The organism is Methylobacterium sp. WL119, from assembly GCF_008039875.1.
Taxonomy (GTDB): domain Bacteria; phylum Pseudomonadota; class Alphaproteobacteria; order Rhizobiales; family Beijerinckiaceae; genus Methylobacterium.
In genome coordinates this window covers 37817-51913 of the sequence record NZ_VRUU01000027.1, presented here as the reverse complement: position 1 = coordinate 51913, position 14097 = coordinate 37817, and the positions used below count along the sequence as shown (strand labels likewise).

General features: G+C 69.9%; 13 protein-coding genes. 8 read left to right on the top strand and 5 right to left on the bottom strand.

The window, feature by feature from the left end:
- The coding region (locus tag FV227_RS12395; protein ID WP_147859038.1) for an extensin family protein at positions 1-717 on the bottom strand (717 nt) is incomplete at its 3' end.
- Between the two features lie 208 nt (positions 718-925).
- On the opposite strand from FV227_RS12395, the gene FV227_RS12390 reads away from it, so the two are divergent.
- Positions 926-2161 (top strand): amidase, encoded by a 1236-nt coding sequence (locus FV227_RS12390; RefSeq protein ID WP_147859037.1) that lies wholly within the window; start codon positions 926-928, stop codon positions 2159-2161.
- A 15-nt stretch (positions 2162-2176) separates the two neighbouring features.
- Here the strand turns inward: FV227_RS12390 and FV227_RS12385 are convergent, their stop codons facing one another.
- Positions 2177-3343 (bottom strand): AI-2E family transporter, encoded by a 1167-nt coding sequence (locus FV227_RS12385; RefSeq protein ID WP_147859036.1) that lies wholly within the window; start codon positions 3341-3343, stop codon positions 2177-2179.
- Between the two features lie 58 nt (positions 3344-3401).
- On the bottom strand, positions 3402-3905 hold the full coding sequence (locus FV227_RS12380; protein ID WP_147859035.1) for a molybdenum cofactor biosynthesis protein MoaE: 504 nt from the start codon (positions 3903-3905) through the stop codon (positions 3402-3404).
- Positions 3906-4047: 142 nt separating this feature from the next.
- Here FV227_RS12380 and FV227_RS12375 point away from each other — a divergent pair, with 142 nt between their 5' ends.
- A complete protein-coding gene (locus FV227_RS12375) occupies positions 4048-5067 on the top strand; it encodes a gamma carbonic anhydrase family protein (protein ID WP_147859034.1) in 1020 nt (339 codons plus the stop codon).
- A gap of 403 nt (positions 5068-5470) precedes the next feature.
- On the opposite strand, the gene FV227_RS12365 is transcribed toward FV227_RS12375, so the two are convergent.
- The gene (locus tag FV227_RS12365; protein WP_147859032.1) at positions 5471-6382 is read right to left on the bottom strand and encodes an amino acid ABC transporter substrate-binding protein; all 912 of its coding nucleotides are present in this window, start codon (positions 6380-6382) and stop codon (positions 5471-5473) included.
- 69 nt (positions 6383-6451) lie between these two features.
- The gene (locus FV227_RS12360) at positions 6452-7729 is read right to left on the bottom strand and encodes a dicarboxylate/amino acid:cation symporter (RefSeq protein WP_147725916.1); all 1278 of its coding nucleotides are present in this window, start codon (positions 7727-7729) and stop codon (positions 6452-6454) included.
- Positions 7730-8077: 348 nt separating this feature from the next.
- Here FV227_RS12360 and FV227_RS12355 point away from each other — a divergent pair, with 348 nt between their 5' ends.
- The 6 genes from FV227_RS12355 to FV227_RS12330 all read left to right on the top strand — a co-directional run bounded on the left by FV227_RS12355 (position 8078) and on the right by FV227_RS12330 (position 13640).
- Positions 8078-8995, top strand: coding sequence for a branched-chain amino acid ABC transporter permease LivH (locus tag FV227_RS12355; protein WP_147842264.1), 918 nt, complete (start codon positions 8078-8080; stop codon positions 8993-8995).
- Positions 8995-10383, top strand: coding sequence for a high-affinity branched-chain amino acid ABC transporter permease LivM (gene livM / locus FV227_RS12350; RefSeq protein ID WP_147859031.1), 1389 nt, complete (start codon positions 8995-8997; stop codon positions 10381-10383). The genes FV227_RS12355 and livM overlap by 1 nt, the downstream gene beginning before the upstream one ends.
- Positions 10383-11261 carry an ABC transporter ATP-binding protein gene (locus FV227_RS12345; protein WP_147859030.1) on the top strand — a complete coding sequence of 293 codons (879 nt, stop codon included), beginning with the start codon at positions 10383-10385 and terminating at the stop codon, positions 11259-11261. The genes livM and FV227_RS12345 overlap by 1 nt, the downstream gene beginning before the upstream one ends.
- Complete coding sequence (locus FV227_RS12340) at positions 11258-12061, top strand: ABC transporter ATP-binding protein (RefSeq protein ID WP_147859029.1); 804 nt, start codon at positions 11258-11260, stop codon at positions 12059-12061. The genes FV227_RS12345 and FV227_RS12340 overlap by 4 nt, the downstream gene beginning before the upstream one ends.
- Positions 12062-12065: 4 nt before the next feature.
- The gene (locus FV227_RS12335) at positions 12066-12431 is read left to right on the top strand and encodes a DUF6867 family protein (RefSeq protein WP_147842262.1); all 366 of its coding nucleotides are present in this window, start codon (positions 12066-12068) and stop codon (positions 12429-12431) included.
- Positions 12432-12518: 87 nt separating this feature from the next.
- Positions 12519-13640 (top strand): branched-chain amino acid ABC transporter substrate-binding protein, encoded by a 1122-nt coding sequence (locus FV227_RS12330; RefSeq protein WP_147859028.1) that lies wholly within the window; start codon positions 12519-12521, stop codon positions 13638-13640.
- Positions 13641-14097: the final 457 nt, after the last annotated feature.

Below are 14097 nucleotides of genomic sequence, written 5' to 3'. Positions count from 1 at the left end.
GGGGCGGGACATCGGCCGCGGGCTGTCCGAGCCGAGCTGTGGCGTGAACTTGATCAGCGGCTGGCAGATCCGCTTCAGCCCGCGCGGGTCGTGGCGCGCCAGGTCGACGTGGATGTGGTCGTAGTGGAACACGTTGGATCCGGGCGCCAGCACGGTGGTGAAGCGCTGGCAGGCTCCGATGAAGACCTCGCGCAGGAAGCCCTGCTCGGCCTCCGTGCCGCGCCAGCCACCCTTGACGGTGATGACGTAGCCGTCGGCGAGCTTGAACGACATCACGTCGATGGCGTTGCCGAAGGAATGCTCGGACAGCTTGGCGCCGACCTGGTTGTTGCGCCCGCGGCAGGCGTAGGAGCCGGCGTTGATCTCGGCGACCGGCTGGCCGAAATACAGGTTCGCCGCCGGCTGGATCGTGTCGGCGAGCCAGGCCTCGGCTTCGGCGAGCGCCGGGCAGCCGAGCGTCATGCGCTGCTTCAGGACCACGGCGCCGCCGCCGAGCCGCGTCACCCGGAACGGCTGCGTCATGCCGCAGGGGCCGGGCCCGTCGATCTCCTTGGATGGGACGACGAACTCGGTCGGCTCGACGAGCTTCTTGGCCAGGCACACCTGCTCGGCCTGGTCGCGCCATGCGTCGCGGCGCTCAAACTTGTTGATCGCACAGCCGGTGAGCCCCGCGCCGAACAGCGCAAGGGCGGAGAATGCGAGAACGCTACGCCACATGACGCGGAGAATGATCACGGACGCGTAAACGCGATGCTAACGCTGCCGCCGTCGCGGCGGGGCCTTGCGCGTGCTACGCCCCGGACACCGCCGGCCGGGCCTTCGCGCATCCGCGCACGAAACCTGCACCGGCGCCCGCGGCGGTCGTCGTCGGACCCGCCCCGAAACCGGCGGCCTTCGCGATGGGCCCTCAAGTCAAGGACGCGTGATGCTCTCGTTGGTCGACCTGCGCCGCCGCATCGAAGCCGGCACCCTCACGCCGGAGGGCGCAATCCGCCTGTCGCAGGAGGCGATCCTCGCGCGCGATCCGGTGGTGCGCGCCACCGTCGTTACCGATCCCGCGCCCGCCGTCACCGATGCCGGGCCGCTCGCCGGGATCGCGGTGGGCGTCAAGGACATCATCGACACCGCCGCGATGCCGACGCAGATGGGCTCGCCGATCTACGACGGCTGGCGCCCGAAGGCCGACGCCGCCATCGTCATGCGGCTCAAGGCGCTGGGCGCGGTGGCGCTGGCCAAGACCACGACCTCGTCCTTCGCCAGCGTCGACCCGACCGAGACCACGAACCCGCACGATTCGAACCACACGCCCGGCGGCTCCTCGGCGGGCTCCGCCGCCGCGGTCGGGGCCGGGATGCTGCCGCTGGCCCTCGGCACCCAGACCGGCGGCTCGGTGATCCGGCCGGCGAGCTTCTGCGGCTGCGCCGCGATCAAGCCGTCGTTCCGGCTGCTGCCGACGGTGGGCGTGAAGACGTTCTCGTGGGCGCTCGACACGCTTGGCCTGTTCGGGGCCGGCATCGGCGACGTCGCCCACGCGCTGGCGCTGATCGCCGGCCGTCCGGCGATCGACCTCGGCGGCACCGCGCCCGGCACGCCGCGGGTCATGGTCGTGACGCAGGACTACGCCGAAGCCCCGGCGCCCGAGGCGCAAGGAGCGCTCGACCGTGCGCGGCAGGCGGCCGAGCGCGCGGGCGCGCTGGTGCGCGACTTCGCGCTGCCGGCGGAGTTCGCCGCGGCGTTCGAGAGCCACGGGACGATCCAGGATTTCGAGGCGCGCCAGGCGCTGGCCTGGGAATACGCCCACCATCGCGACGCCCTGAGCCCGCGGCTCGGTCCGCAGCTCGACGCCGCGCAGGGGCTCGACGCGGCCGCCTACGACGACGCCCGCCGCAAGGCGCACCGGGCGCGGCGCCTGCTGAAGACGCTGTTCTCGGATTTCGACGCGATCCTGACCTATTCGGCCCCCGGCTTCGCGCCGCGGACGCTGGCCTCGACGGGCGACGCCCGCTTCAACCGCCTGTGGACGCTGATGGGCGTGCCCTGCGTGAACGTGCCGGTGCCAGGGGACGGACTACCCGTCGGCGTGCAGGTGATCGCTCGGTTCGGCGACGACGGGCGGGCCCTCGCCGTCGCCGCGATGATCGAGGGCGCCCTGGAACGGTAGGGCGCCCACAGCGCGTCAGACGGTGGCGTCCTCGCCGAGCGTGTCCTCGACGTAGAGCTGCTCCAGCAGCACCTTGATCAACGCCATCATCGGCAGGGCCAGCGCGATGCCCCACAGGCCGAAGATCACGCCGAGCACGAGCTGCCCGGCGAAGATCGTCGCCGGCGGGATGTCGAGGGCACGCTTCTGGATGAACGGCGTCAGCCCGTAGCTCTCCAGGCACTGCACCAGCAGGTAGACGCCGAGCGCGCCGAGCAGCGCGTTCACCCCCGAGGCGAGGCTCGCCAGCAGGATGATCACGCCGGCGACGAGCGGACCCACCGTCGGCACGAAGGCCAGCAGGCCGGCCTGGAGCCCGAGAATCAGCGAGCCGCCGATGCCGAGGAAGGCGAGGCCGCCCCAGATGCACAGGAAGATCACCGTCATCGTGATGAGCTGGCCGAACAGCCAATGCCGCAGGGTCTCGCCGGCCCCGTCGAGCACCTTCGACCAGCGATCGCGCTTCCTGGGCGGGATGAAGCGCAGCACCCCGTCGCGGTAGCTCGCCGGATCGGCGGCGAAGGACAGGCCGAGGAAGACGATCACCAGCACGTTGCCGAGCGCGCTGAACAGCCCGATGATCACCGCCGCCGCCGGGCCCAGAACGTTGCCCGCATCCGACAGGAGCGAGCCCGGGCTCTTGATCGCGCTCGAGGCGAGGCCGCCGAGGCCTTCCGGCTTCTTGGCGTCGTCCTTGGGCGCGGGCTTCTCGTCCTTGCCCTTGCCGTCAGGGCCGCCGACGGAGTCGAGGATCGGCAGGTCGATGCCGTAGGACGACAGCCACGACGTGACCGTGCCCGCCTGGCTCTTGATCGTCTGGCCGAGGTCGCGCCCCTGCTGCACCACGGTCGCGCCGCCGAAGCCGATCAGGCCGATGGCCGCCGCCGCGACCGCGAGGCTGGCGATCGTCAGCCGCAGGCCGCGGGGCAGGGGCAGGACGTGGCCGAGGCCACGGGTCAGCCCGTCGAGGAAGACGCCGAGGAGCACCCCGGCGAAGACCAGGAACAGCGTCGCCACCGACATCCAGGCCAGGGCCAGCAGCGCCACGAACGACACCACGGCGATGCCGGATGCGGCGAGCGGTAGCGTCCCTCGCCAGGGGCCGACGGGCCCGGCGAACGCTTCGGTCTTGGGTTCGGCCATGTCGTCCTTCGAAATTGGTGCGGCGTCGGCGCTCACGAGCGCCCCCGCGCCGCCCGGGTCAACCCTCGGGCGCCGCCTCTGCACCGAGGATCGCGGCCCAGCGCGCGGCGGCCGCGTCGTCCGCCTCCGCCGCCTCGACCCAACCGCCGGTGGTCCCGTCGACGAGATGCTCGCGCTTCCAGAACGGGGCGCGCGTCTTGAGGTAGTCCATCAGGAAGCTCGCCGCCTCGAAGGCCGCGACGCGGTGGCTCGATGCGGTCAGCACCAGCACGATGCCCGCGCCCGGCGCGACGCGGCCGTAGCGATGGATCACCCGGACCGCCTGGAGCGGCCAGCGCGCTTCGGCCGCCGCCGCCACGCGCCCGATTTCGGCTTCGGCCATGCCGGGATAATGCTCGAGCTCCAGCGCCGTCAGCCGGCCGCCCTCGTCGCGGCACAGGCCGGTGAAGGTGACGACCGCGCCGGCGCGACCGGCGAGCCGCGCGTTCAGCGCGTCGATCTCGGCGGCGACGTCGAAGGGCTCGGCTTGGATGCTGACGGAGGGCAGGGAAGCAGCGGGCATCGGTCTCTCATCGCGGCGACGCGGGTGACGGCGGCGTGACGACGAAACACGCTTGCGCCTGACTCGGCCACCGCCTGCGCCTATATGGCATATCGGCCCGCTCTCCGCGGGGGGCGGCCGATCCGCGCCGAAGGACGAAGACGTGACGCCTGAACTGATCCTGCCCTACGATGGCGTCCTGCCGGAATTCGCGAGCCGCCCCGTCTGGTGCGGGCGCGGCAGCACGGCGATCGGCGCCGTCCGCCTCGGCAGCCAGGCCTGGATCGGCGACGACGGCGTGATCCGCGCCGACGGGCAGCCGGTGACGCTCGGCGACCGGTTCTGGCTCGGCCACCGCTCCACCGTCCACATCGCGACCTTCACCCACGGCACCCGCGTCGGCGACCGGGTCACGGTCGGGCGCAACAGCGTGGTTCATGCCTGCACGGTCGGGTCCGACGTGGTGATCGAGGACGACGTGGTGATCCTCGACGGGGCGAGCGTCGGCGACGGCGTCGTGATCGAGGCCGGCGCGACGGTGTTTCCGCGCGCCCAGCTCGCCGGCGGCTTCGTCTACGCCGGCAGCCCGGCCAAGCCGCAGCGCCCGATCGATCGGGCCGAGATCGACGAGCGCGCCGAGCGCCTGCGCGAGGCCGCGGGCGATCCGGCCGCGGTCGCCGCCGGCGACCCGCCCGAGGTCGACGAGACGGTCTACGTCGCCAGCACGGCCCGCATCCGCGGCCGCGTCGGGCTCGGCGCCGGATCGAGCGTGCTGTTCTCGTGCGACCTCCATGCTGAGGTCGGGCCGATCGTGGTCGGCGCCGACACCAACATCCAGGACAACACGGTGATCCGCACCCGAGGGGAGGGCGTCGTCATCGGCCGCGACACCACGATCGGCCACAACGTCCGCATCGGCGACAGCCGCATCGGCGCCCGCTCGCTGATCGGCATCGGCGCGACGGTCGCGCCCGGCACGGTGATCGCCGACGACGTCATGCTCGCCGCAGGGGCCACGACCGATCCCGGCCAGCTGCTTGAGGGCGGCTATCTCTGGGGCGGCCGCCCGGCCCGCATTCTCGGCCCGCTCGATGCCGACAAGCGCGCGATGATGGTGCGCATCGTCGAGGGCTACTGCGAGCACGGGCGCGAGTACCGCAAGGCCGAGGCCGGGCACGGGTGAGCTTGCGTCGCGCGCGTCGCGCTAATTGAAGACGCGCCATGGTTTCGAGAGGGCCCTGACGCGTCCGCGCGTGCCGGTTCGAACGGCGAGAAGCCCCAGGCCCACCACGCCTACGATAATCGCACATCACAAACGGTCGCTGATGAGCGCGCCTTCCCTCCCCCCTCTGTGGGGGAGGGTGGGCCTCGCGTCAGCGAGGGTCGTGATAGGGGAGCGCCGTATCCGGACAGCGCGCTCCCCTCTCCCGACCCGCTGCGCGGGCCATTCTCCCCCCGCAGAGGGGGGGGAGGGGAGACACGTGTCATTTCTTCGCTACGTCAGCCTGGACGGAAAAGGTGCCCGCATCTCGTTCGTTCGCTCGCGTCGGTGAATGACGACGCGACCAGCCGCCATCGAGGCCGCGTCAATCCTCCAGCCCGATCAGCTGGAAGCTGGTGTGCAGGTCGTTGGACATCGGCACGTTCAGCCGCTCGCCGTTCGGCAGGCGCTTGAGGAACCAGCGCTCGTAGGTCCAGCGCAGCTCGCGGCTTTCGGCCAGCCGCGCGAAGGTCGCGGCGACGGCGCCCGCCAGCTCCGGGTCGTCCTTGCGGAACATGATGCCGTAGGGCTCGAACGACAGCTTGTCCGGCAGCACCGTGTACTTCGCGCCGTCGGCGGAATCGTTGGCGATCAGGCCGTAGAGCAGGATGTCGTCGGTGGCGAAGGCGTCGGCGCGGCCGTCCTTGACCATGGCGTAGGATTCCGCGTGGTCCTTTCCGCTCAGGATCTCGGCCTGCAGCTTGAGCTTGGCGAGGATGTCGCGGACGGCGGCCTCGTTGGTGGTGCCGGCGGTGACCACGACCTTCCTGCCGCCGAGGTCGCGATAGGACGCGATCGGCGAGGCCCAGGCCACGAGGAGCTTCGTCGCGCTGATGAAGGTCACCGGCGAGAACGCGACCGTGCGGCGGCGCTCGGCGTTGGCGGTGGTGGAGCCGCATTCGAGATCGACCTTGCCGCCGGACACCGCCGCGAACCGCGTCTCGGAGGTCACCGGCTCGTAGCGCACCTTCAGGTCGGTGCGTCCGGTCTCGCGGCCGATCTCGTCGACGATCTCGCCGCAGAGGTCGATCGCGTAGCCGATCGGGCGCGGGCTGCCGTCGGCCTGCTTGCCCTCGACGAAGGAGAAAGGGACCGAGCTGGTGCGATAGCCGATCACCACCTCGCCCTTCGCGGCGATGGTCTTCAGGGAGCCGGTGAGAACGTCGACCGCGCCCGCAGGCCCCGCGATCGCCAGCAGCCCCGCCGCCAACGCCGCCGTCACCGTGCCTGACGCCATCGCGAAACTCCTGATCCGGGCAGCGGGAAGGGATCGGGACCGGCGGCCGGCCCCGGATCGGACGACCGCCTACTCGGCCGCCGCCACGGCGCCGACGTGGTCGAGGCGCTGGTCGCTCGTCGAGAGCTGCCCCTCCCACTTGGCGACGGCCACGGTGGCGATGCTGTTGCCGAGCACGTTGGTGGCTGAGCGGCCCATGTCGAGGAACTGGTCGATGCCGATGATCAGCAGCAGCCCGGCTTCGGGGATGTTGAACTGCGTCAGCGTCGCCGAGATCACCACGAGCGAGGCGCGCGGCACGCCGGCCATGCCCTTCGAGGTCACCATCAGCAGGAACAGCATCGTCAGCTGCTGACCCCAGGTGAGGGGGATGTTGTAAGCCTGCGCGATGAACATCACCGCGAAGGTGCAGTACATCATCGAGCCGTCGAGGTTGAACGAGTAGCCCATCGGCAGCACGAACGAGGTGATGCGGTTGGGCACGCCGAACTGCTCGAGGTTGGTCAGCATCTTCGGGTAGGCCGCCTCGCTCGACGCGGTCGAGAAGGCGAGCACGAACGGCTCTTTGATCAGGTTGAACAGCCGCTTGATCCCGGCTCCGCCGAGCAGCAGGAAGCCGACGCCCATGAGCGCGCCCCAGAGCACGCCCAGCCCGATGTAGAACTCGACCAGGAACTTGCCGTAGGTCACCAGCACGCCGATGCCCTGCGTGGTGATCGTCGCCGCGATCGCCGCGAACACCGCGACGGGGGCGAACAGCATCACGTAGCCGGTGACCTTGAGCATCACGTCGGCGAGGCCCTCGATGCCCTTGGCCAGGAACGCGCCCTTTTCGCCGAGCGCGGCGAGCGCCACGCCGAAGAAGATCGAGAACACGACGATCTGCAGGATCTCGTTGTTGGCCATCGCCTCGACTGCGCTCTTGGGCACGAGGTGGGTGACGAACTCCTTCAGCGACAGCGAGGCCGCCTTGAGGCCGGTGCCGGCGCCGACGTCGGGCAGCGGCAGGTTCAGGTTGTGGCCGGGCTGCATGATGTTGACGAGCACGAGGCCGAGCATCAGCGAGCAGAACGAGGCGCCGACGAACCACAGCAGCGCCTTGCCGCCGACGCGGCCGACGCTGGCGGTGTCGCCGAGATGGGCGATGCCGACGACGAGGGTCGAGAACACGAGCGGGGCGATGATCATCTTGATCAGCCGCAGGAAGATGTCGCTGATCAGCGCGATGTAGCCGGCGATCTCCTTGGAGGTCTGCGGGTCCGGCCAGGTGATGCTGCACAGGTATCCGACGACGATGCCGAGCAGCATCCCGACGAAGATCAAGGTGGTCAGCCGCGAACCTGTCATCGGGAACTCCTGGGCGAAAGCGAGCCGGCACGAGACTTCGCGTTAACGAATGTGAAGCAGGAAGCGCGCCATGCGCAAGCGGCCAGAACGGTTTAATCCGTGGGTCCGCGACTTTTGTTTTTCGCGGGGATTGGATTTTCCGGCGTGGCGTTTTCGTTGCGCCGAGGGCTATGCTCCGGCACGGGCGCCGCCGGTTGCGGTTGAGGGGCGTCGCACGGTGTGGCGGCGGCGCCGCTCGTGCGGTACGGGACTTGCGCGTCCGGGATCTGCCGGTTCGGGACTTGCCCTGCCCGGCCTTGCCCCATACGCCATGCGCCGCCGGCCGCGGGCGAGAGAGACGGACACGCGATGGATGTCTTCGTACAGCAGTTGATCAACGGGCTGACGCTCGGGTCGATCTACGGCCTGATCGCGATCGGCTACACGATGGTGTTCGGCATCATCGGCATGGTCAACTTCGCGCACGGCGACGTCTTCATGGTGTCGAGCTTCATCGCGCTGATCGGCTTCCTGATTCTCACCGCCTGGCTCGGCGTCTCCTCGATCGCCCTGGCCTTCCTGATCGTGCTCGTCGTCTCGATGGTGCTGACCGCGCTCTGGGGCTGGGCGATCGAGCGGGTCGCCTACCGGCCGTTGCGCGGGTCGTTCCGGCTGGCGCCGCTGATCTCGGCGATCGGGGTCTCGATCTTCCTTTCGAACTTCGTCCAGGTGACGCAGGGCGCGCGCAACAAGCCGCTGCCGCCGATGCTCTCGGGCGGGATCACCCTGTTCGAGACCGACGGGTTCCAGGTGTTCCTGTCCTACAAGCAGTGCCTGATCATGGCGGTGACCGCGGTGCTGCTCACCGGCTTCTGGTACCTCGTGCAGCGCACGCCCTTCGGCCGGGCGCAGCGCGCCTGCGAGCAGGACCGCAAGATGGCGGCGCTGCTGGGCATCGACGTCGATCGCACGATCTCGCTGACCTTCGTGCTCGGCGCCGCGCTCGCGGCCGTCGCGGGCGTGCTCTACCTGATGTATTACGGCGTGGTCTCGTTCTCCGACGGCTTCGTGCCCGGCGTGAAGGCCTTCACCGCCGCGGTGCTGGGCGGCATCGGCTCGCTGCCGGGCGCGGTGCTGGGCGGCCTGATCATCGGGCTGATCGAGACGTTCTGGTCGGCCTATTTCTCGATCGAGTACAAGGACGTGGCCGCGTTCTCGATTCTCGCCGTGGTGCTCATCTTCATGCCGTCGGGGATTCTCGGCCGCGCCGAGGTCGAGAAGGTCTGATGGCCGCTGCCACCCGCGGGGCCGACGGCCTCACCGGCATCCTGAAGGATGCCGCCATCTACGCGCTCGGAGCCTTCGCGCTCTGCGTGCCCGTGGTCAGCTTCCGGACCGATGCCGGCGCCACCGGCGGGCTCGAGCTGACGCCGCGTTGGGTTCTCGTCGCCGGGCTCTGCGCCGCGATCTTCCTGGCTCGCCTCGCGCAGCGATTGGTCCTGATGCGCCGCGACGCCCGCCGCGCGCTCAGGCCGTCGCGGTCCCAGGCGACGGAAGCGGTCTCCGGCACGCCGAATGCCGGGCAGCGGGTCTCGATGCTGGCCCTGTGGCTGTTCATCGGCGTGGCGCTGACGCTGCCCGTCGTTGCCGCGCTCGCGAGCGGCAGCCTCGGGGAGGGACGCTACTGGATCGACCTCGGCATCCTGATCCTCACCTACGTGATGCTCGGCTGGGGCCTCAACATCGTCGTTGGCCTCGCCGGCCTGCTCGATCTCGGCTACGTCGCCTTCTACGCGGTCGGCGCCTACTCCTACGCGCTGCTCTCCACCACCTTCGGCCTGTCGTTCTGGATCTGCCTGCCGCTCGCGGGCCTGTTCGCCGCCCTGTGGGGCATGCTGCTCGGCTTCCCCGTGCTGCGCCTGCGCGGCGACTACCTCGCCATCGTGACGCTGGCCTTCGGCGAGATCATCCGCCTCGTCCTGATCAACTGGGTCGACGTCACCGGCGGCGGCGCCGGCATCTCGTCGATCCCGCGCGCGACCTTCTTCGGCATCCCCTTCACCGCGGGCGAGGACGGGTTCGCCGCCCGCTTCGGGCTGACCTTCGACTCGATGCACCGGGTCGTGTTCCTGTACTACCTCATCCTCGCGCTCGCCCTGATCACCAACGTCGTGACGCTGCGGCTGCGGCGGCTGCCGATCGGCCGCGCCTGGGAGGCCCTGCGCGAGGACGAGATCGCCTGCCGTTCGCTCGGCATCAACACCACCACGACGAAGCTGACGGCCTTCGCCCTCGGCGCCGCCTTCGGCGGTTTCGCCGGCTCGTTCTTCGCCGTGCGCCAGGGGTTCATCTCCCCGGAGAGCTTCAACTTCCTGGAGAGCGCGATCATCCTGGCGATCGTGGTGCTCGGCGGCATGGGCAGCCAGGTCGGCGTCGCCATCGCCGCGGTGGCGATGGTCGGCGGCCCCGAGATGCTGCGGAACCTCGGCTTCCTGAAGTCCATCTTCGGCCAGGGCTTCGACCCGAACGAGTACCGCCTGCTGCTGTTCGGCCTCGCAATGGTGGCGATGATGGTCTGGCGCCCGCGCGGGCTGATCTCGGAGCGAACGCCCTCGGTGGCGCTGGGCGAGCGCCGCGCGATCTCGGGCGCGCATGTCAGCGAGGGCCACGGCTGATGACCGAGCCGACCACCCGCGCCGACGCCGTGCTGACCGTCGACCACCTGACCATGCGCTTCGGCGGGCTGACGGCCGTCGGCGACCTGTCGTTCCAGGCCCATCGCGGCGACATCACCGCGCTGATCGGGCCGAACGGCGCCGGCAAGACCACCGTCTTCAACTGCATCACCGGCTTCTACAAGCCGACCGAGGGGATGCTGACGCTCGCCCATGCCGACGGCTCGAAGCATCTGCTGGAGCGCCTGCCGAACCATGCCGTGAACCGGATCAGCCGGGTCGCGCGCACCTTCCAGAACATCCGCCTGTTCCAGGGGATGACGGTGCTGGAGAACCTTCTCGTCGCCCAGCACGCGCCGCTGATGCGGGCGTCGGGCATGACCGTGCTCGGGCTGCTCGGCCTGCCGGTCTACCGCCGGGCCGAAGCCGCGGCGATCGAGCGGGCGAAGGAGTGGCTCGTCCGCATCGGCCTGATCGAGCGGGCCGACGACCCCGCCGGCGATCTGCCCTACGGCGCCCAGCGCCGGCTCGAGATCGCCCGCGCGATGTGCACCGAGCCGGTGCTGCTCTGCCTCGACGAGCCGGCCGCCGGCCTCAACCCGCGCGAATCGGGCGAGCTCAACGCGCTGCTGCGCCACATCCGCGACGCGCACGACACCTCCGTGCTGCTGATCGAGCACGACATGTCCGTGGTGATGGAGATCTCCGACCACGTCGTCGTGCTCGATTACGGCGTGAAGATCGCCGACGGCACCCCCGGCGAGGTCCGGGCCGACCCGCGCGTCATCGCCGCCTATCTCGGCGTCGAGGACGAGGAGGTCGAGGCCGTCGAGGCGGAGGTCGGCCTCACCGTCACCCATCTGGAGGTCGAGGCTTGAGCGTCGCCGGGATCAACGTGCTCGTGGAAGAGACCCGGGCGCTCGCGGCGGGGAAGGCTCCGGCCAAGACCCTGCTCGCGGTGCGCGGCGTCTCGACCTACTACGGCAGCGTCGCGGCTTTGCGCGACGTCGATCTCGACGTCACCGAGGGCGAGATCGTCACGCTGATCGGCGCCAACGGCGCCGGCAAGTCGACCCTGATGATGACGATCTTCGGGGCGCCGCAGGCGCGCGAAGGCACCATCACCTACGACGGGCGCGACATCACCCGCCTGCCGACCCACGAGATCGCGCGGCTCGCGATCGCGCAGTCGCCGGAGGGCCGCCGGGTCTTCCCGCGCATGAGCGTGCACGAGAACCTGCAGATGGGCGCCGCGCTCCACGACAGGCGGTACTTCGCCCAGGACCTGGAGCGCGTCTGCGCCCTGTTTCCCCGCCTGAAGGAGCGGCTGACCCAGCGCGCCGGCACCATGTCCGGCGGCGAGCAGCAGATGCTGGCCATCGCCCGCGCGCTGATGAGCCGGCCGCGCCTCCTGCTGCTCGACGAGCCCTCGCTCGGGCTCGCGCCGCTGGTGGTGAAGGGCATCTTCGACGCGGTGCGCGACCTGAACCGGCGCGACGGCATGACGATCTTCCTCGTGGAGCAGAACGCCTACCACGCGCTGAAGCTGGCGCATCGCGGCTACGTGCTGGTCAACGGGCGCATCACCATGAGCGGCACCGGCCGGGCGCTGCTCGCCGACCCCGCGATCAAGGCCGCCTATCTCGAGGGCGGCCACGGCGCCCCGGTGGAGGTCTGACGCGATGCAGGGCCTGATCTACGAAGAGGAGTCGATCGGCCTCTTCCTCCTCGTCACCGTCGCGATGGGCGGCTGGGCCGGGTGGATGGCCGCCCGCGGCCTGGCCAAGGCATGGCGCCCGTTCTGGCAGATCGTGCCGGCGCTCCTCGCGGTGGCGGCGGCGGTGCGATTCATCCACTTCGCGCTATTCGGCGGCACGCTTTTGTCAGCCCAATACTATGCGGTCGACGCCATCGTCGTCATGATCGTCGGCGCGGCGGGCTACCGATGGACGCGGACGCGGCAGATGACGACCCAGTATCGCTGGCTCTACGAGCGGACTTCGCCGCTGACGTGGCGGACACGCGAGCCGGCGGCCGGCGGGCCGTGATCTCAATCGGCGCGCGTGCGTGCCGAGCGCACGATTCTTGCCCGGCGCCGACGGTCCGAATTCAGATCACAACCAAGGGGATTTGAGATGAGAGCGTTACTACTGGCGGGCCTCGGGCTCGGTGCCATGCTCGCGGCGGCCCAGGCGGCCGAGGTCAAGCTCGGCATCGCCGCGCCGATCACCGGCAACAGCGCCGCGATCGGCACGCAGCTCAAGAACGGCGCCACCCAGGCCGTCGAGGACCTGAACAAGTCCGGGGCGGTGAAGGGCACGACGTTCTCGGTCCTCGTCGGCGACGACGCGTCCGATCCGAAGCAGGGCGTCTCGGTCGCCAACAAGTTCGCCTCCGACGGCGTGAAGGTGGTGGTCGGCGACTACAATTCCGGCGTCTCGATCCCGGCCTCCGACGTCTACCAGGACGCCGGCATCATCCAGGTCACGCCGGCCTCGACGGCGGTGAAGTTCACCGAGCGCGGCCTCTGGAACGTGTTCCGCACCTGCGGCCGCGACGACCAGCAGGGCGCGGTCGCGGGCGATTATCTCGCGACGCACTTCAAGGGCAAGAAGATCGCCTTCGTCCACGACAAGACCCCCTACGGCAAGGGTCTCGCCGACGAGACCCTGAAGGCGCTGAAGGCCAAGGGCGGCAAGGACGCGATCTACGAGGGCATCAACCCGGGCGAGAAGGACTATTCGGCGCTCGTGTCGAAGCTGAAATCCGCCAAGATCGACGTGGTCTACTTCGGCGGCTACTACACCGAAGCCGGCCTGATCCTGCGCCAGATGAGCGACCAGGGCCTGAAGGCGCCGCTGATGGGCGGCGACGGCCTCGTCGACAAGGAGCTGGTGGCGATCGCAGGGCCGGCGGCGGAGGGCACGCTGACGACGTTCCCGCCGGACGCGCGCAAGAACCCCAACGCCAAGGACGCGCTCGCCGGCTTCAAGGCGAAGGGCATCGATCCGGAGGGCTACACCCTCTACTCGTACGCCGCGGTCCAGGTGCTGGCCAAGGCCATGTCCGAGACCGGGTCGACCGACGGCAAGAAGCTCGCGGACTGGCTGCACCAGGGCAAGCCGGTCGACACCGTCGTCGGCCCGATCGCCTACGACAAGAAGGGCGACATCACGAAGCCCGACTACGTGATGTACCAGTGGAAGAAGAACGCGGCCGGCAACATCGATTACGCCGGCAACGAGCTGACCAAGTAGCGCGTCCTCGCGTCGCCGCGTCCGAGCCGTCCCACACCACGCGGGGCGGCTCTTTCATGCCTACGCGGCGAGACAGATCGGCGGCTTTTCAGGCATAATCGTCGCCGAACCCCGGATTCCCGGTGCGCCCGCTCACGAAACGTGCACACTGCACCCTGCATGGGCGAAATTGCCCGGCTCCGAGGTTCGGATCGACAACCGGGTGGAACCTGTGAACGCCGACGCGCGACGGCCTCGCTCCATGCGGGCAGACCGCTCACGGACGGAGACCGAAATCGGTCCCGGTCTGGCGACGGTGCGGGACGACCCGGTCCCGATGCTCGCGAGAGTTGTCCCCACCATATCGGCCAAGCTTGCTTCGCCCGCCCCCGTTCCGGCACCATCATTGCAGAGGCACGGCCAGCGCCGGCCGCTTTCTGCGCGTCCGCCACACGCCGCCATGTTCGTGCGGCTCGTT

Excerpts from the sequence above, each read along its gene's own strand:
- FV227_RS12365 (WP_147859032.1), bottom strand. The coding sequence starts at position 6,382 with ATGGCGTCAGGCACGGTGACGGCGGCGTTGGCGGCGGGGCTGCTGGCG.
- FV227_RS12330 (WP_147859028.1), top strand. The coding sequence starts at position 12,519 with ATGAGAGCGTTACTACTGGCGGGCCTCGGGCTCGGTGCCATGCTCGCG.
- FV227_RS12360 (WP_147725916.1), bottom strand. The coding sequence starts at position 7,729 with ATGACAGGTTCGCGGCTGACCACCTTGATCTTCGTCGGGATGCTGCTC.
- FV227_RS12385 (WP_147859036.1), bottom strand. The coding sequence starts at position 3,343 with ATGGCCGAACCCAAGACCGAAGCGTTCGCCGGGCCCGTCGGCCCCTGG.
- FV227_RS12380 (WP_147859035.1), bottom strand. The coding sequence starts at position 3,905 with ATGCCCGCTGCTTCCCTGCCCTCCGTCAGCATCCAAGCCGAGCCCTTC.
- FV227_RS12335 (WP_147842262.1), top strand. The coding sequence starts at position 12,066 with ATGCAGGGCCTGATCTACGAAGAGGAGTCGATCGGCCTCTTCCTCCTC.
- livM (WP_147859031.1), top strand. The coding sequence starts at position 8,995 with ATGGCCGCTGCCACCCGCGGGGCCGACGGCCTCACCGGCATCCTGAAG.
- FV227_RS12390 (WP_147859037.1), top strand. The coding sequence starts at position 926 with ATGCTCTCGTTGGTCGACCTGCGCCGCCGCATCGAAGCCGGCACCCTC.
- FV227_RS12355 (WP_147842264.1), top strand. The coding sequence starts at position 8,078 with ATGGATGTCTTCGTACAGCAGTTGATCAACGGGCTGACGCTCGGGTCG.
- FV227_RS12345 (WP_147859030.1), top strand. The coding sequence starts at position 10,383 with ATGACCGAGCCGACCACCCGCGCCGACGCCGTGCTGACCGTCGACCAC.